General features: G+C 57.1%; 16 protein-coding genes. 14 read left to right on the top strand and 2 right to left on the bottom strand.

Annotated elements, in window-relative coordinates; all coding sequences use genetic code 11:
- Positions 1 to 232 precede the first annotated feature (232 nt).
- The 6 genes from HGAS_RS07985 to HGAS_RS07960 all read left to right on the top strand — a co-directional run bounded on the left by HGAS_RS07985 (position 233) and on the right by HGAS_RS07960 (position 7,202).
- Positions 233 to 1,357 carry a resuscitation-promoting factor gene (locus HGAS_RS07985; protein WP_019127277.1) on the top strand — a complete coding sequence of 375 codons (1,125 nt, stop codon included), beginning with the start codon at positions 233 to 235 and terminating at the stop codon, positions 1,355 to 1,357.
- Positions 1,354 to 2,715 (top strand): ubiquitin-like domain-containing protein, encoded by a 1,362-nt coding sequence (locus tag HGAS_RS07980; RefSeq protein ID WP_019127276.1) that lies wholly within the window; start codon positions 1,354 to 1,356, stop codon positions 2,713 to 2,715. The genes HGAS_RS07985 and HGAS_RS07980 overlap by 4 nt, the downstream gene beginning before the upstream one ends.
- A gap of 17 nt (positions 2,716 to 2,732) precedes the next feature.
- On the top strand, positions 2,733 to 3,779 hold the full coding sequence (gene rsmA / locus HGAS_RS07975; protein ID WP_019127275.1) for a 16S rRNA (adenine(1518)-N(6)/adenine(1519)-N(6))-dimethyltransferase RsmA: 1,047 nt from the start codon (positions 2,733 to 2,735) through the stop codon (positions 3,777 to 3,779).
- Positions 3,772 to 4,743 carry a 4-(cytidine 5'-diphospho)-2-C-methyl-D-erythritol kinase gene (locus tag HGAS_RS07970; protein WP_019127274.1) on the top strand — a complete coding sequence of 324 codons (972 nt, stop codon included), beginning with the start codon at positions 3,772 to 3,774 and terminating at the stop codon, positions 4,741 to 4,743. The genes rsmA and HGAS_RS07970 overlap by 8 nt, the downstream gene beginning before the upstream one ends.
- 2 nt (positions 4,744 to 4,745) lie before the next feature.
- A complete protein-coding gene (locus tag HGAS_RS07965; protein WP_019127273.1) occupies positions 4,746 to 6,668 on the top strand; it encodes an ABC-F family ATP-binding cassette domain-containing protein in 1,923 nt (640 codons plus the stop codon).
- Positions 6,669 to 6,923: 255 nt separating this feature from the next.
- The gene (locus tag HGAS_RS07960) at positions 6,924 to 7,202 is read left to right on the top strand and encodes a DUF1540 domain-containing protein (RefSeq protein ID WP_019127272.1); all 279 of its coding nucleotides are present in this window, start codon (positions 6,924 to 6,926) and stop codon (positions 7,200 to 7,202) included.
- 159 nt (positions 7,203 to 7,361) lie between these two features.
- Here HGAS_RS07960 and HGAS_RS07955 read toward each other — a convergent pair whose 3' ends face one another.
- Both HGAS_RS07955 and HGAS_RS07950 read right to left on the bottom strand, forming a co-directional pair.
- Positions 7,362 to 9,065, bottom strand: coding sequence for a hypothetical protein (locus tag HGAS_RS07955; RefSeq protein ID WP_019127271.1), 1,704 nt, complete (start codon positions 9,063 to 9,065; stop codon positions 7,362 to 7,364).
- On the bottom strand, positions 9,050 to 9,862 hold the full coding sequence (locus HGAS_RS07950; RefSeq protein ID WP_019127270.1) for an ABC transporter ATP-binding protein: 813 nt from the start codon (positions 9,860 to 9,862) through the stop codon (positions 9,050 to 9,052). Before HGAS_RS07950 ends, HGAS_RS07955 begins: the two co-directional genes overlap by 16 nt.
- A gap of 259 nt (positions 9,863 to 10,121) precedes the next feature.
- Between HGAS_RS07950 and HGAS_RS07945 the strand changes: the two genes are divergently transcribed.
- The 8 genes from HGAS_RS07945 to HGAS_RS07910 all read left to right on the top strand — a co-directional run bounded on the left by HGAS_RS07945 (position 10,122) and on the right by HGAS_RS07910 (position 22,294).
- Entirely contained in the window at positions 10,122 to 12,425 is a 2,304-nt protein-coding gene (locus HGAS_RS07945) for an ExeM/NucH family extracellular endonuclease (protein ID WP_019127269.1), read from the top strand.
- A gap of 33 nt (positions 12,426 to 12,458) precedes the next feature.
- Positions 12,459 to 14,759, top strand: a complete 2,301-nt coding sequence (locus HGAS_RS07940; RefSeq protein ID WP_019127268.1) for a bifunctional metallophosphatase/5'-nucleotidase — start codon at positions 12,459 to 12,461, stop codon at positions 14,757 to 14,759.
- Between the two features lie 422 nt (positions 14,760 to 15,181).
- The gene (locus HGAS_RS07935; RefSeq protein WP_019127267.1) at positions 15,182 to 16,279 is read left to right on the top strand and encodes a BMP family lipoprotein; all 1,098 of its coding nucleotides are present in this window, start codon (positions 15,182 to 15,184) and stop codon (positions 16,277 to 16,279) included.
- A 104-nt stretch (positions 16,280 to 16,383) separates the two neighbouring features.
- Positions 16,384 to 17,946: an ABC transporter ATP-binding protein gene (locus HGAS_RS07930; RefSeq protein ID WP_019127266.1), complete on the top strand. Its 1,563-nt coding sequence runs from the start codon at positions 16,384 to 16,386 to the stop codon at positions 17,944 to 17,946.
- Positions 17,946 to 19,208 carry an ABC transporter permease gene (locus HGAS_RS07925; protein ID WP_019127265.1) on the top strand — a complete coding sequence of 421 codons (1,263 nt, stop codon included), beginning with the start codon at positions 17,946 to 17,948 and terminating at the stop codon, positions 19,206 to 19,208. Before HGAS_RS07930 ends, HGAS_RS07925 begins: the two co-directional genes overlap by 1 nt.
- Positions 19,205 to 20,479: an ABC transporter permease gene (locus tag HGAS_RS07920; protein WP_019127264.1), complete on the top strand. Its 1,275-nt coding sequence runs from the start codon at positions 19,205 to 19,207 to the stop codon at positions 20,477 to 20,479. The genes HGAS_RS07925 and HGAS_RS07920 overlap by 4 nt, the downstream gene beginning before the upstream one ends.
- Before the next feature lie 30 nt (positions 20,480 to 20,509).
- Entirely contained in the window at positions 20,510 to 20,926 is a 417-nt protein-coding gene (locus HGAS_RS07915; RefSeq protein WP_019127263.1) for a cytidine deaminase, read from the top strand.
- An 84-nt stretch (positions 20,927 to 21,010) separates the two neighbouring features.
- Complete coding sequence (locus tag HGAS_RS07910; protein WP_019127262.1) at positions 21,011 to 22,294, top strand: thymidine phosphorylase; 1,284 nt, start codon at positions 21,011 to 21,013, stop codon at positions 22,292 to 22,294.
- Positions 22,295 to 22,320 lie beyond the last annotated feature (26 nt).

The raw sequence follows: 22,320 nt of genomic DNA, 5'->3' as shown, positions 1-22,320 counted from the left end.
CACTGAATAAACGCCAATTTGAGCAATCAATCTCTCATGTCACGAAGTTGGATTCCTGTTACATATGTGACGAATGTGGTTAATGATGTAAATGTTTATGGTCCCTATCACTAACACTCGCTTGGTCTCTTTGAAACCCTGTAGCGTGTGAACTGTTCGTTCGCCGCAGGCTCGCATGCGAGTTGCGCTTCTATGAAGCTGCCAGGGCGAATCCTACGAAGTCTGGAGTTACGTGAATTTCCACCCCTCGCGCAAGGCAGTCATTGCCAGCGCTGCAGTTGCAGCATTTGCCGTCACCGGTATCGCCGGGACATCGGTAGCCACGTCATTTAGAGATGTCACCCTGGAAGTCGATGGTGTCTCCATCCCCGTATCGGGATTCATGGGTAAGGTCTCTGATGTTCTGTCAACTGCGGGTGTAGAAGTTTCTCCCCATGATCTGGTTGCGCCCTCCCTCCAAGAAGGCGTGACGAATGGTCAAACCGTCGTCGTGCGTCGCGCGCAGCGCTACCTGGTCGATATCAACGGTGTTTCAACCCCCACGTGGTCCACCGCTACGGATATCAACAACCTCATGAGCCAGGTCGGCACCACCGGCGCGGTGATCGCTGCTGACCGCTCGACCTCTCGTGCAACCCTTCCCGCACTTACGGCAACCGGGAATATCCGCGTCATTGCTGATGGGCAAACCCACACCGTTGACGCGCGCGAAGGCACCCATGCCTCGGACCTGCTCCAGCAGGCAGGGGTTCAGGTTTCACCCCTTGACCGCGTGACCTTCTCAAGTGATGACCAAGGCGTATTCCTCAAGGTCACCCGAGTTCAACGTGGCACTGAAGAACGCGAAGAAACTTTGGCCAAGGAAGTAGAGGAACAAGAAGACTCCAGCCTGGCCAAGGGAACCAAGCGCGTTGTTCAGGAAGGCTCCGACGGCTCCATCAAGCGCAGCTTCTACGTCGAGCGTCGTGATGGCCAAGAGGTCGTGAGCCAGATGCTGGGCGAAAACCGTACCGAACCGGTCAAGCAAATTGTCAAGGTCGGCACCAAGGAAACCACTTCAGCAAGCTCTTCTTCGAACTCAGGATCCTCGGCCTCGTCAGCATCGGCAACGGTGAGCGGAGATGGAGTCTGGGCAGCCCTGGCCCGCTGTGAATCGGGCGGCAACCCCGCAACGAATACCGGTAACGGCTACTATGGCCTCTACCAATTCTCTGCTTCTACGTGGCGCGCAATGGGCGGCACCGGACTGCCCTCCGAGGCCTCGGCAGCAGAACAGACCCAACGTGCACAGGCGCTCCAGGCCCGTTCCGGATGGGGCCAGTGGCCCGCGTGCGCTCGAGCACTAGGACTTCTGTGAACGCAGCTCGCCATAGCCGCACCGCTTCATGGGCGCCGACGAAACGTCGCGTCCTAGCAGGTGCTGGCGCAGCCAGTCTGGCCATGTTTATGGTCGCGGGAGTGGGTATTGCCCGTGCGCATTCCACCGTCAACCTTGAAGTTGATGGCATCGTCTACCCGGTTTCTACTTGGTCGCACACTGTTTCAGGTGTCTTAAGTCAAGCGGATATTGAGCTGGGTGAACACGACCAAGTTCAGCCCGCCGCCTCGCAATACGTTGCAAACGGACAGACGATCGTAGTGCGCACAGCGAAGCCCTATACTCTGACCATTAACGGAGACCGAACAACCCTGTGGTCGACCGCGCCTTCAGCCGAAGGTGTGCTCTCAGGCCTTGGAGCAGATTCGACAAAAGCCGTTCTTGCCGTTGACCGTTCCTATTCGCGTTCCAGCCTGACTCCTCTGGTCACCCAGACGCGTACCGTCACCATTAACGTCGACGGAAGCTCGCGTCAGGTCACCGCGCGTGAAGGCATGGATACCCGGGCCATCTTGAATAAAGAAAAAATCAACCTGGGCCCCCTGGACCGTGTCGAGGTTAAGAACGCTGACGGCCTGACTATCGATATTCATCGGGTTTCGCGTGCGCTTGCACCGCGAAAGGTGCCGATTCCTTTCGAGGAACACCGTCAAGATTCCGACCAGCTTTTCGTTGGTGAAGAACAAGTCACCACCAAGGGCGTTGAAGGAGAATCTGAGGAACTGACCTGGAGTGAAAACGTTGACGGTGGGGAAGCATATGCTGCACCACTGAATTCAAAGGTCACTCGCGAACCTACCGCGCAGATTCGTTCGGTCGGAACTAAGGAAGTCACTCCCAAGGCGCTGATTGAAGCCGGTCTGGACCCCAAGGCAACGTTGGAAGAAAAGACCGAAGCCGACGGAACGAAATCAATCCGTTACCGCGCGAAGCTCGGAACACTCTCGACGGCCGCGGAGATTACCGCAGCGGGTGGAAACTCAGCTGAAGTTGCCCAAGCGATGGTCGCGGCCGATATCCCCTTGACCTATTCGGGTGAGGATCCTCGTTCTTTGGCTAAACCCCTGGTGAGCGCTCGCGGATGGGGAGACTCCGAATTCCAATGCTTGGTTGCGCTGTGGAACCGTGAGTCCCACTGGAACCCCTACGCGAAGAACTCCTCTTCCGGCGCCTACGGCATTCCGCAGGCACTGCCGGGAAGCAAGATGGCTTCGGCGGGTTCGGATTGGCAAACCAACCCGGTCACGCAGATCAAGTGGGGCTTGGGGTACATCGCCGGACGCTATGGGACACCGTGCTCTGCTCTGGGGCATTCAAACTCCGTTGGATGGTACTGATCCTTTAGGATGGGAGCGTGACTTCTCCCCGTCGATATTCCACGCCGAATGTGCCCAGTGATGCCCAGCCCAGCGAGAGCGGGCTGCTTGGCCCTATTGAAGTGCATGCGATCTGCCAGGCACTGGGGGTGCGCCCAACTAAGACCCTTGGCCAGAACTTTGTTCATGATGCCGGTACTGTTCGACGCATCGTGCGCGACGCGGGAATTGGTGAAGGAACGCAAGTCATTGAGGTCGGGCCCGGGCTGGGTTCGCTGACCCTTGGACTTCTTGAGGCTGGGGCGCAGGTACGCGCCATTGAGATCGATCCGGTGCTTGCCCGTGCGCTTCCGGTGACCGTTGCACAGCGAATGCCCGAGGCCGCGGAGCGCCTCCACGTGATCAACCGCGATGCCGTTCAGATTAATGGCCTCGAGGACTTTGAGGATGATTGGCCGGCGCCAACGCACTTGGTTGCGAATCTTCCCTACAATGTTGCGGTTCCTCTGCTGCTTTCCATGCTGGAGTCCTTCCCTTCCTTGGAGTCGGCATTAGTAATGGTTCAGGCCGAGGTTGCCGATCGCCTGGCTGCTCAGCCGGGTTCGCGTACCTACGGGGTTCCTTCGGTAAAGGCCGCGTGGTACGGTACCACAACTCGCGCGGGAACCATTGGACGCTCGGTGTTCTGGCCTGTTCCCAACGTAGATTCCGCACTGGTGGAGCTTCAGCGCTCAAAGACCCCGCGCGGGGATACCTCCTTGCGTCTTGCGACTTTCGAGGTCTGCGATACGGCATTTTCTCAGCGCCGGAAGACTCTGCGCGCCGCTTTGAAGAATTGGGCGGGCAGCGCCGAGGCCGCGCAGGAGCTGTGCGATCGCGCTGGGGTAGATTCCTCGATCCGAGGCGAAAAGCTGGGGATTGACGATTACGTGCGTCTCGGTTCAGTTTTGCTTGAAATGCGCGCTGAGGGCAAGATTCATCTTCCCGAGCAGGATCGTTACGCGAAGGAGCGCCGCGCTGCTGGTGACCTGGGAGGTGCACCGCAAGAAAGCGAGCAAGGCGGGGTGGAGCAGCCCCGTGCGTGAGGTACGTGCATCGGCACCCGGGAAAGTCAATGTCATCCTTCGTGCGGGCGCCCCGGATGCTGATGGATATCACGAGCTGGTGACAGTTTTTGAATGCCTAAATGTTCGTGAAAGCGTGACCGTACGCACCTCAAAGTCCCCCGGGATCCACATTGAAACGGTGGCCTACGGTGCCGATGGCTCGGTAGATGAGGCTGCAACAGCTGCGATGGCGGATCTTGATCCCACTACCCATTTGGCATATCGAGCAGCGCGTGCGCTTCAAAAACTGGCTGCAGCCGGTCCTTGGGCTCAGACTGCTGCCGGGGTGAGTATTCACGTTGATAAATGCATTCCGATAGCCGGAGGTATGGCCGGAGGTTCCGCTGATGCCGCAGCTGCTCTGGTTGCCTGCAATCAGCTGTGGGGACTGGGATTAACGCTTGAACAGCTCTGCCAGATCGGACGTACCTTGGGCGCAGACGTTCCCGCATGCATCATGGGTGGAATGACTCTGGGGCAGGGGAGGGGCGACCGCCTGACCTCTTTGCTTGATTCGGACCAGTCCTTATGGCCGTGTCATTACTGGGTGATGGCGCGTGCACACCACGGCCTGTCGACCCCCGAGGTTTTTCGAACCCTTGACCAGCTGCGAGAAGGCGGCGTTCCAGCACAGCTGAGTGATGCGGAAAGACATGCGCTTTGCTCAGATGCCGACACGCTTGCTTCAGTGCTGTGCAATGACCTGACTGCCCCGGCTCTTCACCTGTACCCCGAACTTGCAACAACGATTCACGACGCAAAGGATGCGGGTGCCTGCGCAGCGATCCTTTCGGGCTCGGGACCGACCATTGCTGTCCTTGCTCGTGATAGGGAACATGCCAGTGAACTCGCTGAAGCGCTTGGAACAAGCAGTGAAGTCAGCGCAGTCCTACCGACGTCTGGCCCCGCAGTGGGAGCAATCGTAGAAGAAGAGGAGAGCTAAGAGTGGCCCACTTACTGGGGACGCAGTCACTGGGAGCCCTTGCCGGTTCGCGCCAACTACTTGCGGACGTTGATATCAGCGTCGAAGACTCTTCTCGGATCGGTATTCTTGGCCCCAACGGAGCGGGAAAATCAACGCTTCTGCGCTTGGTTGCGGGCCTGCAGCAACCTGACGATGGCCGAATTATCACCCGCGATGGCCTACGCATTGTCATGCTTGAGCAAGGCGATCATCTGGATGATGACGCGCGCGTGATGGACGCGGTGCACCCCGGACTTGAAGAATACGAATGGGCCTCGCAGCCCGCAATTCGCGATATCCATGCCGGTTTACTCTCTGATATCGACCTGCATGCTCAGGTTGGAACACTTTCTGGTGGACAACGTCGTCGCGTTGATCTGGCGCGAGTCCTTGCACTGCCCTCAGATGTTGTCTGCTTGGATGAGCCGACGAACCATCTAGACGTGGAAGGTGTCGCATGGCTTGCTCAACATCTGAATGCGCGTTTTGCTCGTCCGGGTGCAAGCGGCGCTCTCATTGCGGTGACCCACGACCGCTGGTTCTTGGACGCTGTGTGCGAAACGATTTGGGAGGTTGTTCCGGGGATTGATCCGGGCGGCTCTCGGCCTCAGATTCCCGGCCGCGTTGAAATTTACGATGGCTCCTACGCTGCATACACTCTGGCCAGGGCTGAGCGCCTTCGCCAAGCTGATGTCGCTGCGAAGAAACGCGCAAACCTATTGACAAAGGAATTGGCTTGGCTGCGCCGAGGTGCCCCCGCGCGAACTTCCAAGCCAAAGTTCCATATCGCTGCCGCCGAAGCTCTAATTGCTGACGTTCCCCCGCCCAGGGACAGCGTCGAGCTGGTGAAAATGGCGACCGCACGCCTCGGGAAAGACGTATTGGACCTCGAGGACGTCACCGTCACCTTCCCAACTCCAGAAGGTGGCCAGCGCACCATTCTTGACCACGTGACGTGGCGCCTCGCTCCCGGCGAGCGAGTCGGTGTGGTCGGCGTGAATGGTGCAGGAAAAACGACGATTCTCAATCTGCTTCGAGGGGATCTGGAACCGACCAGCGGGCGCGTCAAGCGCGGGAAGACCGTTCAGGTTGCCACGCTTTCGCAGGATACCCACGAGCTTGATGATCTTTCGGATATGCGCGTTGTCGAGGCCGTCGATCAGGTTGCGCACAGCGTGATCGTTGACGGCAAAGAAGTCTCCTCCTCGCAAATGACCGAGAGGATGGGTTTTACTCGAGAGCGTGCATGGACCAGGATTTCAGAGATTTCCGGTGGTGAGCGGCGACGTCTGCAGCTCATGCGCCTGCTCATGGCTGAACCGAATGTTCTTCTTCTTGACGAACCGACAAACGATCTGGATACGGATACTTTGGCGGCAATGGAAGACCTGCTGGATGCCTTCCCGGGAACTTTGGTTGTCGTCAGCCACGACCGCTACCTGCTTGAACGCGTGACCGACCACCAAGTTGCGCTTCTGGGGGATGGCAGCTTGCGTGCCCTTCCCGGTGGGGTAGAGGAGTACCTCCGCATTCGCGAGGCCGGCGGCGCCACTTTTGGCGCGGACGCTTCCACTAGCGGTGAAAGTGCGGTGCGCCCTAGTCAATCTGGAAATACACCGGGTGGGGAATCCTCTGACAGTGCGAAGAGCGCGGGGATGACGGATTCGGCGGCCAGGCGAGCGGCGAAGAAGGAAGCCGCGCGCTTGGAACGAAAGATTGAAAGTCTTCGCACGCGTTTGGAAAAGGTCGAGGCCGAGCTTGCCCTTCTCGCTGAAAAAGTCGCAACGGATCCTTCCGTCTTGGATGAGATGACATCGTTTTCTACGCAGTCCACGGATTTGCGCGCCGAAATTGAGGAGTTGGAAGAAGCCTGGCTGGAGAATGCTGAGCTGCTTGATGACTGATCAAAACCGCTGAGCCAAAGGATATGCAGAGGGGGAAACAGCGGGTTCTTTGGTGAAATTCGCTTTGATCAGTGCAGGCTTGCCTTAGATCAATAGCAGGTTGGAATGTTTCGTAAATACTCCTGCATTTCGCGTGTCGATGCGTCTTAAAGTGGCGGTATTTCGCGGAAAAATGGGATGTAGTGGATTTTGAATTTAATTACGTCATTCTTGGAGTGTCTTCATTCTTTATTCCGACTCTTCAAGGAGATCATCATGACGACCATCGACCTTCCCTTGGTTCAGGACTGCTCCGTTTCCGAGTGCTCCTACAACAACAATGGTTGCGCTGCCGGCGCCGTCACCATCGGCTACGGACGCACCTGCTCTACCTTCGTACCGCTGTCTGTTCGTGGCGGTCTTGAGCGTAAGAGCCCCGTTGTGGGTGCCTGCCAGAAGGCGGATTGCTCCTTCAACACCGATCTTGAGTGCACCGCTTCTGCGATTCGCGTCGGATCAACCAGCGCGGACTGCCTGACCTACCAGGCTCGCTGAACATAGCGTAATGAGGGGTGTGGCCCGCAGGAATTCCTGCGGGCCACACCCCTATGTTTATCCCTCGCTGAGCATCGAGTACTGAGAAGTAAGCAGTGAATACCGAGCGTTGGACACTGAGCGTTGACTAGTGAACGCTAGCGCCAGGGGAAATATTGCTTATCTTCCGGGCCAGGACTGCATCTTGTTGAGCATCTCAACCTTGTAACGGTCCCAGAGTTTTCCACCCCACTTGACCGCAATGGTCAGAAGGCATGCGCTCCACACAACTGAGAATACGAAGGCTCCAATGAATGCGATTGTGTGACCGGCGGCGAAATACAGAGCCAACCACCCGGGAAGTGCACCAAGAAGCCCCCCGAGTGTTGCAGCCGAGACCGCCCACATCGCAACCATGCCCGATCCGGTTCCACGGGTACTTAGGGGAGAGGTTCCTGGCTGTTGGACTTGATAGACCCAGCGGCTTCCGATGATCATTGCCGTTGAAGAAGAAGCGGCCAAAAGAAGTATGCACAAGCCCAAAACCCAGGCGGTGTCGGCAAGAGTATTACCCAAGATAGTGCTCGCAATGCTATCTGCGATGAGGATAACCGGAGTGATCAGCACCAAGGAACCAAGCAGGCGTCCCAAACGGTCTTGAGCGCCACGAACTCCAGAAGCGATAGGAATCCACGCTGCAGTGGAGTCATATTGCATATTTGCCCCGATTGTCGTCCCGATGAGCAAAGGAGCAAGGTATAGGAAGAAATTGAAGGAGAAGGGCACCTCACTGCGGCTCTCGCTGTCCATCAGGAAACTCATGAGAACTGCCATGAAGGGGAAGAAAATGCTGGACGCTAGAGAGGTTGACAGACGCGAATCATGAAGCCAGTAGTAAACGGTCTTCGTTGCCATGGAAGCGCTCTGAGGTGAGAAACCAAGTGCTTCCCACCGTTGCACGTACTTGAGTCCCAGCGCGCGTGAATCCTGTCGCTGCTGCTCACGTTCTTTGGACGCGCGCTCCTCGTCAACGTGATAGCGTCCCTCTTTAATTGCCTGCTGAGCCTGCGCAGATACCGGGCGCGATACTCCGTGCATCGCAGGTCCAAGAACCCTCAGCCACAGGAACCAAGCCGCGCCGGCGGTGACGGCAGCAATCGCGAAACGGATCCCGGCTATCAGGTAGTCGCTCTCGCTCAGAGATGCAACTACTCCAAAGAAGGAACCAAAAGGAGTTGTGTAAACGACTGGAAGCGCTGCCAGCACCGTGTCATATGAGAAATGCTCGGCAATGAGTTGGAACCAGATCCCCATCGGTGCGAAGACAGAAATGAACACCATGGTCCCGATGAAGCCCGCTAAGTTCTTTCGCGTCGAATCTTTTTGAATCTGGTTTCCAGCCCAAGTCGTGATGGCCTTTGCCCAGACGATTGCGGTCAGAAGCGTGAGCAGCCCGGCAAGGAGTGATCCTGCAGCCAGGGCCCATTGCCCGCGGAAGAGATAAAACCAGGCGGGAAGAATGATGAAGAGTCCAGAGAAAATTGCGCCGATGCTCACGCATGAAGCGGCAATAAGTGCGCGTGCGAGCTGATGCGTAGGCGCGACAAAGGGAGAAAGTCGGCGTGGCTCAAGAGAGTTATCCATCGATGCCATGATCACCGGGCAGATGATCCAGCCCATGAAAATTATGGGGCCTGGCAGCATGACGAATACCCATGGAGCTTGAATCGTCATGGTTGCAATCTTGGCAATGCCAAAGTAGGCAAAGCCTGTGAAACCCAAACCGTACAAAATACCGATGATCGAGAAAATCAAAACGGCTGTCTGACTGCGCACCGTATTCCACATGATGCGCAGTTTCATGCGAATCAGTTGGCCAGCCATGACAGTCCTTCGCTGGTGTGAACGCCGCCAACCAGCTGGGCAAAACGTTCGTCAAGAGACATTCCCGCTGCGACCTCTTCGGTCGTGCCAGAGGCCAGTACTTGCCCGTGATTAATCACCGCGACGTGCGTACACAGCTGTTGGACTGTTGCCATGACGTGACTGGAGAGAATGACCGTTCCCCCGCGAGAGGTGAAGTCTTGCAATATCTGGCGGATATTTGCCGCCGAAACCGGGTCAACGGCCTCGAAGGGTTCGTCAAGAACCAGCAGAGAAGGAGCGTGAATGAGCGCTGCCGCCAGGGAAATCTTCTTCGTCATACCCGCTGAGTAGTCCGAAATGAGTTTCTTTCCTGCATCGGTCAGATCCAGGGTGTCCAGAAGTTGGTGAGCGCGCTGGCGGGCAGTTTCTCGATCCAATCCGCGAAGCATTCCAACATGCACCAGGAAGTCTGGGCCTGAGAGGCGGTCAAGTAAGCGCATGCCGTCGGGCATGACGCCGAGCTGCGCGCGAGCCGCGTGATCGTCTTTCCACACATCAATTCCATTGACGTAGGCGGTTCCCTGATCGGGGGTGAGCAGGCCGGTTGCCATGTTGAGGGTGGTTGTCTTACCCGCGCCATTGGGGCCGACGAAGCCGTAAAAGGAGCCCTTGGGGATGTCAAGGTTGAGGTTCGCGACGGCAACTAGATTTCCGAAAATCTTCACGAGGCCACGAATTGCGAGTGCCGGAGGCTGAGCTTCGGTGGGAACTTGCGTCGTTGAAGGCTGGACTGGGGGAGGAGTAGGTATAGACATGTTCCCACAGTAGTGAATATCCCCTCAGCCGTGGAGAAAGTTGCAGAAAATGGACACTCATTCCCCTTTATCTGGGGATGAGCTGAGGATTCTCAAAAGTGATACTGAAATTTTGTGAAAACGTCCTTTAGGTCTTCTGAGCAGGACTAACCTTTTGAGTGATTGGGGTAACAGGTCGGGAGTGTGCCTGCTCTGTCCTCGCAGACGGTACCTGCTGTTTTCTGCATACGGATTCGTTCGCCTTGAGAGGGAGATGCACATGCTGCATGCGAAGAATCGGACACTGGTGACGACCCTTGCGACACTCTCGCTCATGGGGATGCCGATTGTGGCTTACGCTGATCCAGCAGGGGGTGAAACACCAGGAAGTGATGCGGAAACGGTATCTCCCGCGCCCGAGACCGTAACTACAGCCCCAGAGGAGGCGGCTTCCCTTCCCACTGCCGAGGCCTCGCAAGCCCCGGGCGAGGACCGCGCAGCACCAACGTTGGTAAGCATCGGCGATATCCAAACCCCCGGTGATGGGGATGACTCTCACCTGATTAATCAAACCGTTGAAACCAAAGGCGTTGTGACCGCGGCCTATCCCAAGGGAGAGAACGCAAACCTTAAAGGCCTCGAGGGCTTCACCATCCAAACCCCCGGAACAGGCGGGACTTGGGATCCTACGCGAAGCACCTCCGATGGCCTCTTCGTTTTTATGGGGAAGTCCTCTGCATCAATGCCTTCCATCGGTGACTGTGTTGTCGTCAAAGGCAAGGTTGCTGAATATGCGGGTGTTAAGAATGAAACCGCCTCAACCCAGAGTCTGACTCAACTGCTTCCACAAGCGATCACAGCAGTTAGTGGATGTGATCCCGTTAAACCCACGGAAGTGAGCGGTGTGCCGACGCGCGATCAGATGGAAGCGCTTGAATCCATGCTGGTTTTGCCCAAGGACACGTGGACAATTACCGATAACTACAAGACGAACCGCTACGGGACGCTCTCGCTGACCCCCGGAACCGAGGTATTGCGTACCGCAACCGACGTTGTTGCCCCCGGCACTGCTGCTCAAGCCTACGAGGCAGAAAACGCTGCAAAGACTATTGATCTGGACGACGCCTCGACCACGGACCTGACGAATTTCAAGCAGAACGGGCACAAAGAGCGCTACGCCTACTTGGCGAACGGAGCACCTGCTCGCGTGGGCTACCACGTCACTTTCACCAAACCCGTTGTCTTGGAATCACGCTTTGGAAGCTTCGTTTTCCAGCCCACGCAGATGACCGCTGGTTACCCCGACCGTTCCCCGGTCGCCATCAGGGGGGAGCGTCCAGCTGTTCCAACAGTGAGCGGTGATACCAAGGTCGCAACCTTCAACGTCCTCAACTACTTCTCTGATCTGGGTGAAAACGAACCCGGATGCAAGGGATACGAAGACCGCAACCACAAGTACGTGACCGACAAGAACTGCAAGCTCCGCGGCGCCTGGTCATCGCTGGCTTTTGCGAACCAGCAGACCAAGATCGTTCAGGCGATTAACACGATTGATGCCGATGTTGTGGCACTGGAAGAAATCGAAAACCCCGTAGCCTCCGGTGTCAGTAGTGACCGTGACGGTGCGCTCAAGAGCCTCGTCAATGCACTCAATGCCGCTGCCGGATCCGAGGTCTGGGCCTATGTCCCCAGCCCCTCAACCGTTCCGGCAAACGAAGACGTCATCCGCATTGCTTTCATCTACAAGAAGGCAAAGATCGCCCCGGTCGGGGACTCCGTCATTTACGACGATCCGGCATACACGGGCCTCGCGCGTCAGCCCCTGGCTCAAGAATTCAAGCCGATCACTGATGCAAACCACGAAGGCAAGAACTTTGTTGTAATTGCCAACCACTTCAAGTCTAAGGGATCTGCACCCAAGAACTTGTCCGGCGCGGAAGCAGCAGCAAACACTGACAATGGTGATGGTCAGGGGAACTCCAATGGAGTCCGCGTCAAGCAGGCTCGCGCACTTGCCACCTTCGCACAGAGTTTCAACGGAACCCCGACACTGCTTGTCGGTGACTTCAACGCCTATTCCAAAGAAGATCCGCTGAAGGTTCTCACCGATGCTGGGTGGACCCACGAGTCAGGTCACGGCGACTCTTCCTACGTCTATGGCGGTCGCTCCGGATCCATGGACCACGTCTTTGCAAACTCTGCAGCACACCCGCTGATCACCGAGGTGAAGTCTTGGGCCGTGAACGCGCAAGAGAGCATTGCCTTCGAATACTCGCGTGCCAACTACAACGCCTACCTGGCCTTCGAGGCCGATAACCCCTACCGCGCCTCGGACCACAATCCTGAAATCATCGGTTTGAACCTCATCACTCCGATCAACAATCCAAGTGTTGCACCGACCAGCGAGCCTTCGGGGCAGGCCTCCACCTCCCCGAACGCTCCCACGCAGCCCACCCCGCAATCCGCAGCAACTCCGAAGCACTCCACTTTGGCCTCGACCGGTGTCATGGGAAGCATTCCGCTGATTGCGGGAGCCCTGGCCCTGGCAGCAATCGGTTGCGCGCTGCGCCGTAAGACCCTCTGACCCTCACCAACCATCACGAGAGGAACACACAATATGTTCACCACTTCACGACGAGTGGCGATTGCAACCGGTGCGGCACTCGCGCTCTTTGCAACCCCGCTGACTGCGCTCGCGGAGCCTGCTAGCGACGCCACCCCAACGGCGGAAGCGAGCACCGAGGCTCCTGCCGCCACCCCCACTGCCGAGGCCTCGGCAAGCGAGGCGACTCCTGACCCGGCCCCCGCAGCCGGAACGGATCGCGGAGCTTCCGATATCGTCACCTTGGACCTGTACAACCTGACCGATGTGCACGGACACATTGAGCCGCAAAAGGATCGCAAGACCAAGAAGATCAGCGAATCGGGTCTTCCGGCGATGAATTGCTACCTTAAGAAAGCAAAGGCGACGAATCCGAACTCAAGCTTCACCCTGTTGGGTGACAACATTGGTGCATCTCCCTACACTTCGGGTGCGCTGAAGGATAACCCGACCATCGAGGCCCTCAATACGATGCACCCCTTGGCATCGACCATGGGTAACCATGAGCTCGATATGGGGCAGGCTGTCTTCAAGCAGCGTGTTGATGGATCGAACCCCTCTGAGTTTGTTCAGACGAATTTCCCCTACCTGGCTGCAAACGTTGACGGAATGGGAACCTGGGGCTCGGGAACTCCTTACCTGGGAGAGTACAAGCTGTGGACCTCTCCCTCGGGAGTAACGGTTGCATTTATTGGTGCGATCGCTGGGGACGTGCCCTATAAGCTCAGCCCCGGAACCACAGCGGGTTTGACCTTCAACGATCCGATCGCCAAGATCAACACCCTGGCAAAGAAGCTCAAGCAGGATGGAACCGCACAGATCGTCATCGCCATGCTCGATGATGACGTGAAGAATAACTACCCGAAGATGAGCGCCGATGTTGACGGCCTCATGGGCGGTGACACGCACGTGCCTTACGAGTTCGACCACGTCGATTCGCCGGTCACGCTCACCTCTGCAAATCCGCTTCTCGCGGGTGTGGCCTCGGGTTCCTACACGGATAACCTGGGTCTGATCCAGATCTCCTACGACACGGCGACCGGAAAGGTCGTTAAGGCCGATACCAAGCTGATCCCCGCTGCAACCGTATACGAATGCGGTGAAGACCCCGAGACAAAGGCCGTCGTGACCCGCGCGCAGCAGGCCTCGGCAGTAGCCGGCGCTGAAGTTGTGGCACGTGGATACACCGAGAGCTTCCACCGCGGTATTTTCGAGGCCCCCGATGGAAGCATCGAAAAGGGCGGTAACCGCGGTATCGAATCGACGCTGGGCAACCTTGCTGCCGATGCAATGCGTGAAACAATTCGCACAGCCGATGGGAACCCCGTTGATATCGGCATGATCAATGCCGGTGGTCTGCGTGCGGATCTCGAACCCGGTAGCGATGGCACCATCACCTACAAGCAGAGCTACGATGTCATGCCCTTCTCGAACGAGCTGGGATATGTAACCATCAAGGGCTCCGATGTGAAGGATGCTCTGGAAGAACAGTGGAAGACGAACCTGAATTCTCAGAACTCGCGCCCGCTGCTCAAGCTTGGCCTGTCGAAGAATGTTCAGTACACCTACGATGCCTCGAAGCCTTACGGCGAGCGCATTACCTCGCTGCTGGTCAACGGTGCGCCCATTGATATGAACAAGGAGTACACGGTTGGATCCGTTACCTTCTTGCTCGCAGGTGGTGACACCTTCCCGGCGCTGACCCGTGGCACGAAGACAGTTTTGGGTAACCTCGACCGCGATAAGTTCAACGAGTACCTGGGTGCACACAACGGCATTAAGGCTGCCACCCTCAAGCAGGCAATCGGCGTGACGCTCCCCAGCGATACGCTTACTCCCGATCAGGAATTCACTGTGCCTTTGCGCGGCCTGTCCTTCTCCGAGGGCCCCGGAAAGACTCAGAATGTCAAGGTCTCCTTCGGGTCGGTTGTCGCCAGCGCAAGTGTCGATAACTCGCTGCGTGAATTGCATGCCTCAGACGAAGCCTCGGTCATCACGACCGATGGCGCAGGCCAGGCAACTTTGAAGGCCTCGCTGCCGATGTCGGTGTGCGCTGCCAAGCCCGAAGGGGGAGTGCTCTCCCTGCCCGTCACCGTTGAGACCGACTTTGGGACCGTCGTTCCCGAGGCCGCAGGTTTGACCGTGTCGGTGGCTTGCCCCGCCGCTGCGCAGCCTGCAACGCCGAACACCGCGGTGAACCCGAAGGCCCCGAAGGGCAAGAAGCTTGCGAAGACCGGTTCCGTAGCTGGAATTGCAGTTTTGGCTGCTCTTGCCTTGGGTGGTGCAGGGCTTGCTCTGCGTCGCAAGAAGAACTGAAACGGAAGCTGTACTCATGAGGATCTCAATCTGATTGAGCATTGAATTCGCACGTGGGTGGCACGGTCGTATGGCTGTGCCACCCACTGTGTTTGTCAACTATGTCAATCTCAGAGTGCTTCTCTTCTGGGTTTTGACTGTTTTATGCAAGTGTGCCCGTATGGTGAGAGAACAACTGTGATTCAGAAATGAATAAATACTGCATTTATGCGGAAAAGATGAGATTTATAGATTCGTTATCGAGCTGTATCCAATCCGCCTTGACACGCCTAATTATGACGGGTGAAACTCATTAGTGGGCGTCAACGCAGCACACTTATGCGTTCTCGCAAGCGGTGATGCATGTGCCCATTCTGGGTCTCATCGCATCCTCGCATCTATCCATCTCTGGATGTACACAACCTATGTGGAGGAAATACAGCATGAAGACCCTCACCAAATTTGTTGCGGTCGCCGGCGTCGCAACTCTCGCGCTGACCGCGTGCTCATCCGGCCAGAAGGCCTCGTCAGAATCCAGCTCTGACGCAGCATCGAAGGGCGCAAGCTTCAAGGCTTGTGCAGTGTCGGACGCAGGCGGTTGGGACGACAAGTCCTTCAACGAGTCCGCATACAACGGTCTGAAGGCCGCACAGTCCAAGCTCGGTATCCAGATCAACACGGCAGAGTCTTCCTCCTCGGCAGACTTCGTGCCCAACACCGAATCCATGGTTTCCGATGGCTGCAACCTGATCATCGGCGTTGGCTTCAACCTCGAGAAGGCGCTCCACGCCTCTGCAAATGAGAATAAGGATGTTCACTACGCACTGGTTGACTCCTCCTTCTCGGATGATTCCAACAAGACCGTCACCGTCGAGAATGCACGCCCACTGCTCTTCAACACCGCTGAAGCCGCCTACCTTGCGGGTTACGCCGCAGCAGGCATGAGCAAGACCGGTAAGGTTGCCACCTTCGGTGGTATCCAGATTCCTTCGGTTACCGTCTTCATGGACGGCTTTGCCGATGGTGTTGCCGCCTACAACAAGGCCAAGGGCACCAATGTCCAGGTCCTCGGTTGGGATAAGGCAACTCAGAACGGCTCCTTCACCCAGTCCTTCGATGACCAGGCACTGGGCAAGCAGCAGGCACAGCAGTTCATCGACCAGGGCGCTGACATCATCATGCCCGTCGCCGGCCCCGTGGGCCTGGGCGCAGCAGCAGCTGCACAGGCTGATGGCAAGACCTACATCATCGGTGTTGACTCCGACTGGTACGAATCTGCCCCCGACTACAAGTCGATCGTTCTGACCTCGGTCATGAAGGAAATTGGTGCTTCGGTTGAGCAGGCCATCACGGACTCCGTGAACGGCAAGTTCACTGCAACCCCCTACGTGGGCACCCTGGAAAACGGTGGCGTTTCCATCGCTCCCTTCCACGATTTCGACTCCAAGGTTCCCTCGGATCTGAAGGATGAGCTGACCAAGCTCACCGATCAGATCAAGAAGGGCGAGCTAAAGGTTGAGTCCGCAAACTCCCCGAAGTGACGCGGAAATCTTAGGTTGGGGCGCGGTGGTTTTCGACCATCGCGCCCCACTTTTTTCGGCTATCCTGAAACGGGAGCTCGACCACGCAGAAGGGGCGCAGTAGAGTGAAATTGGAACTGAAGGGGATCACCAAACGTTTCGGTCCTCTGGTCGCAAATAACGACATCAACCTGACAATTGAAGAAGGCCACATTCACGCACTTCTGGGTGAAAATGGAGCGGGTAAATCAACGTTGATGAACGTGCTCTACGGCCTTCACCAGCCCGATGAAGGTGAAATCCTCATCGATGGAAAGCCCGTCCACTTCGATGGCCCCGGCGACGCGGTCGCAGCCGGCATCGGCATGGTTCACCAGCACTTCATGCTGATCCCAGTTTTCACTGTTGCAGAATCAATCGCACTGGGTTTTGAACCGACCAAGGCAAGCGGCTTGATTGATCTTGCTCAGGCACGCAAGACCGTGAAAGAGGTTTCAGCGCGCTTTGGTTTCGATCTTGATCCCGATGCGCTCATTGAAGATCTTTCTGTCGGCGCCCAGCAGCGAGTTGAAATTGTTAAAGCGCTTTCGCGTCAGGCGAAGGTCCTCATTCTTGATGAGCCAACGGCAGTGCTCACGCCTCAAGAGACTGACGAACTCATGGCGATCATGCGTCAACTTGCCGACGCTGGGACCTCGATTGTCTTCATCACTCACAAGCTTCGCGAAGTTCGAGCCGTCGCAGACGAAATTACCGTGATTCGACGCGGTGCCGTTGTTGGTGAAGCCTCTCCGCAAGATTCTGAATCAGAACTGGCGAATAAGATGGTCGGCCGCTCCGTCATGATGCGCGTCCAAAAAGCTCCCGCAGCGCCCACTGGTGGGGGACTGGAATTCAAGGCAATTTCTATGCTCTCGCCCCAGGGAGTACCGCTCCTTGACCATGTCTCCTTCGCGGTAGAGCGCGGTGAAATCGTCGCCGTCGCGGGTGTGCAGGGCAACGGCCAGACCGAATTGGCACAAACTGTTTTGGGTCTGTGTACCCCAGATTCTGGTGAAATTCTTCTTGAAGGCGAAGATATTTCCCACGCAGGTCCTCGAAAGTCTTTGGACGCCGGTGTTGGCTTCATTCCCGAAGACCGATCGACCGATGGCATTATTTCTACTTTCTCCGTCGCCGAGAACCTGATTTTGGACCAGTACAAGGATTCCTCCTTCGCATCGGGCCCAATGCTTAAGCTGGGAGCTATTGCGCAGAACGCGCGCGATAAAGAGCAGGAATTCGATATTCGTTTGACTTCAATCAATGACCCGATTTCCTCGCTTTCTGGTGGAAATCAGCAGAAGGTTGTTGTCGCGCGCGAGATGTCAAAGGACCTCAACCTGCTTGTCGCGAACCAGCCGACCCGCGGTGTGGATGTTGGTTCTATCGAATTCATTCACAAGCGCATTGTTGAGGTGCGCGACCAGAACATTCCCGTCCTTCTGATCTCATCGGAATTGGACGAAGTGATCTCGCTGGCCGATCGCATTGTCGTCATGTACCGAGGCCGCGTGATGGGAATCGTTCCCGCGGACACCCCGCGTGACGTTCTTGGTTTGATGATGGCTGGTGTTCCCTATGACGAGGCCGTAGAAGGCGTGCAGGAAAACGCCGAGGTTTCGGATTCACACGTGGAGGAGAACTGATGACCGCGGTAAAGCGTCCTTCGAAGGCACTGATTGTGTGCCGTCATATCCTGGGATCGCGATGGTTCGTTTCTATCCTTGCGGTTCTCATCGCCTTCGCTATCGGTGCCATTCTGATCGCGATGACCGGTGCATCGGTACTCGATGCCTACTACGCGATGTTCCGCGGAGCGATCTTTGATCCAACAGCTCGTAGCTTCCAGCGTCAGATCAAACCTTTGACAGAGTCCCTGTTCTTCTCCATCCCCTTGGTTTTGGGTGGCTTGGGCCTTGCCTTGGGCTTCCGCGCAGGCCTGTTCAACATCGGTGGTAAAGGCCAGATCATCTTCGGTGCTCTTGCCGCTGTCTGGGTTGGCTTCGCAATGAACCTGCCGCCCGTCGTTCACACTCTTGTTGCTCTTCTTGCCGCAATGGTTGCCGGTGCGCTCTATGCGGGAATCGCCGGTGTTCTGAAGGCAAAGACCGGGGCGAACGAAGTCATTGTCACCATCATGCTGAATTCGATTGCGACCTTGGCGCTGGGATACATCCTCTCGAAGAAGTCCTGGCAGGTTCCCGGTTCTAATCAGCCTCAAACCCCGAAGGTCGCGGATTCAGCTGCCTTCACCCGTATCTTGGATGCGCCCTTCAAGATCCACGTTGGCCTTTTTGTTGCGCTCCTTGCGGTCATCGTTTTCTGGTGGCTTATTGAGCGATCGACCCTCGGCTTTGAAATTCGCGCAGTTGGTGCGAACCCCGAGGCCGCCCGTACCGCTGGTATCTCAGTTGGAAAGATCACCGCAATTACCATGGCAATCTCGGGTGCTTTCCTGGGACTTGCAGGTGCGAACGAGGCCTTGGGTACCGTTGGTTACGTCTCCAGAGACATCGCTGGTTCAATCGGTTTCGATGCCATCACGGTTGCTCTCCTGGGCCGCAACAAGCCTCTGGGCACTCTGGGTGCAGGTATCCTCTTCGGTGCCTTTAAAGCCGGTGGTTATACCATGCAGGCCAAGGGTGTTCCGATCGATATGATCTTGATCCTCCAGTCAGTGATCGTCTTGCTGATCGCAGCTCCCATGCTGGTCCGTTGGCTCTTCCACCTGCCGAAGGAAACCAAGAAGAGCTTGCGTGCTGAGCTCGCTGAACTCAGCGGTGAGCACTCTGAAGAAGACGGGAAGACCCCGGCCATGGCCTCGGCAGTGAAGGAAGACGCAGCATCCGAGGGCGGCGATGCCGCCATCGATGGTGCCTCCACCGATACGGAAGGAGAGGCACGATGAGCCAGACGCGCGCAATGAATGACGTTCAGCTGAAGCGTTCGTGGAAGATGCCGGTTGTCTACGTTCTGGCAGCCCTTCTGCAGATCCTTTTCGTCGTCAAGGTCAGTGGCGATGTCACCATCAGGCTTAATGACAAGTCCCAGAGCATCAATATCGACGACATTGTGACCCCCGGTCGTCCGATCCTTCTGGTACTCACGGTATTCACCCTTCTGGTGACAGCCTGGTCGATCTACTCGGTGTGGGCACGTCGTCAAAATCCGCGGTGGCTTGACGTCACCATGATGATCGTTGCCGGAATTGCGACGGTCTTTGGCTTCTTGATCTACGCGGGTTCGGGTTCGGCCGGTGTTGTCACACTGACCTCCACCCTCTACTCCACAGTGGCAATCTCGACGCCTCTGATCTTCGGCTCCCTTTCGGGTGTTGTCTCCGAACGCGTTGGCGTTGTCAATATCGCCATTGAAGGTGACCTGCTCTTGGGTGCTTTCGCAGGCGTCATGGCAGCGTCCTTCTTCCAGACCTCGTGGGCAGGTTTGATCGCCGCTCCGATCGCAGGCGCATTCCTTGGTTGCCTCTTGGCACTCTTCTCGGTCAAGTACGGCGTGGATCAGATTATCGTCGGTGTGGTTTTGAACGTCCTTGCAGCGGGTCTGACGACCTTCTTCTACGGAACGTGGATGACGAAGAAGCCCGAACTGTTCAACACCAACAGGTTCTCGCTCTCAGACATCAAGATCCCGCTCCTAGGTGAGATCCCAATTCTTGGTCCCGTGCTCTTCAACCACAATATCTTGGTGTACCTGATGTACGCCACGGTGATTTTCTTGGCGGTTTACCTTTACCGCTCGCGCTGGGGCCTGCGCCTTCGCGCCTGTGGTGAGCACCCGCGCGCTGCAGATACCGTCGGCATCAACGTCAATCGCACGCGAACCCTCAATGCGATCCTCGCTTCTGGTTTTGCTGGATTGGGCGGTGCATTCTTCACCATCGGTTCGAGCCTCTCCTTCACTGACAATATCTCCGCAGGTAACGGCTACATCGCCCTTGCGGCAATGATTTTGGGCAAGTGGCACCCGATCGGTGCTATGGGCGCGGCGCTTATGTTCGGCTTCGCCCAAGCGCTCGCTCGCTTGCTGCCCAACCTTGAGCAGTCCATTCCTTCGGACCTGATCTCGATGATTCCTTACATCGTGACCATCATTGCGGTCGCCGGATTCGTCGGAAAGTCGCGTCCCCCGGCAGCCGAAAACATTCCCTACACGAAGTGATCGACGGCTAGGTAGATGAAGGACCCAAACATGGATATCAATTGGGAAGAGCTCAAGGATCTTGCGATCTCGGCAATGGAGCAGGCTTACTGCCCCTATAGCGGATTCCCCGTCGGTGCGGCAGGACTGACAACCGATGGACACACCTATTCGGGCTGCAATGTGGAAAATGCCGGTTATGGCGTCACCCTGTGTGCCGAATGTGGGATGGTCTCGCAGATGGTGCGCTCGGGCGGAGGCCGCTTAGCAGCGGTCGTTGCAGTGAATGGAAACTGCGAACCCGTGGCTCCTTGCGGACGCTGCCGCCAGCTTATTTTTGAGCACGGTGGGAATGACTGCTTGGTTCTGATGCCCGAAGGTGTCATGACCATGAAGCAGGTGCTCCCGGGAGCTTTTGGTCCGCACGACCTAACCGAAGTCGCCGCGGCGCGATTCACGGAAGACTAATCACTCTGGCGGGCGTATGTGTCATCAGGTGACATGTGCGTCCGCCACACACATAGCCCGACAACAACACCCAGGAAGGACATCATGAAACAGTTTGATGCCGTCGACGTCATCCGCGTGAAGCGCGATGGCGGGAAACTGTCCACCGAAGAAATCCAGTGGACCATTGATGCCTACACGCGCGGGGTCATGAAAGACGAACAAATGGCAGCGCTTGCCATGGCTGTCTTCCTGCGCGGAATGGATCGGGAGGAAATCGTCACCTGGACCCAGGCCATGATTGATTCCGGCGAACGTATGGATTTCGCTCGAATTGGCCGAGTGACCGCTGACAAGCACTCCACTGGCGGCGTCGGCGATAAGATCACCCTTCCTCTTGCTCCCCTGGTTGCGTGTTTTGGCGTTGCCGTTCCGCAGCTTTCGGGCCGAGGCCTTGGCCACACAGGCGGGACCTTGGACAAACTCGAGGCCATCCCCGGCTGGCGTGCCTCGCTGTCCAACGAAGAGATCTACCATCAGCTGGGCGAAGGCTGCGGCGCTGTCATTTGCGCAGCGGGTGCGGGCCTTGCCCCCGCAGATAAGAAGCTCTACGCACTGCGCGATATCACATCGACCGTCGATTGCATTCCACTAATTGCCTCTTCGATCATGTCGAAGAAGATTGCCGAGGGCACCGATTCTCTGGTCTTGGACGTCAAGGTTGGCAGCGGCGCATTCATGAAGGACATCGACAACGCTCGCGAGCTTGCCCGCACCATGGTGGATCTTGGACGAGATGCCGGTGTGAAGACCCAGGCGCTGCTCACCGATATGTCGACCCCGCTGGGACTCAAGGTCGGTAATGCGCTTGAGGTCGAAGAATCCGTTGAGGTTCTGGCCGGCGGCGGCCCCGCAGATGTTGTGGAGTTGACCGTCGAGCTTGCCCGCACCATGCTGTCCATGGCCGGTAAGAGCGACGTCGACGTCGAGGCTGCACTCAAGGACGGTCGTGCGATGGATACCTGGCGCGCAATGATCCGTGAGCAGGGGGGAGACCCCGATGCTGAGCTTCCGACCTCAACACTGACCCACACTGTCACCGCCGAGGCCGATGGCTACCTTTCCGAAATGGATGCGCTGAGCGTGGGCGTAGCCTCGTGGAGGCTGGGCGCCGGACGAGCAGTCAAGGACGATCCGGTACAGGCCGGTGCGGGTATCGAAATCCACGCTAAGCCCGGTGATCAGGTCAAGGCGGGCCAGCCGCTCTTCACCTTGCACACCGACGATGAATGGCGCATTCCCCGAGCTCTTGAGGCACTGGACGGGGGAATGGTGATCAGTGAAACCGCACCCGCTCCCCGTCACATCATTTTGGACCGCGTGGGCTAAGACTTAAACCAGACCAGGCAAGCGAC

It is taken from the genome of Actinomyces sp. ph3 (assembly GCF_000308055.1).
Taxonomy (GTDB): Bacteria; Actinomycetota; Actinomycetes; order Actinomycetales; family Actinomycetaceae; genus Pauljensenia.
The sequence above is the reverse complement of the archived record's forward strand: the minus strand, read 5'-3'. Positions and strand labels throughout refer to the sequence as shown.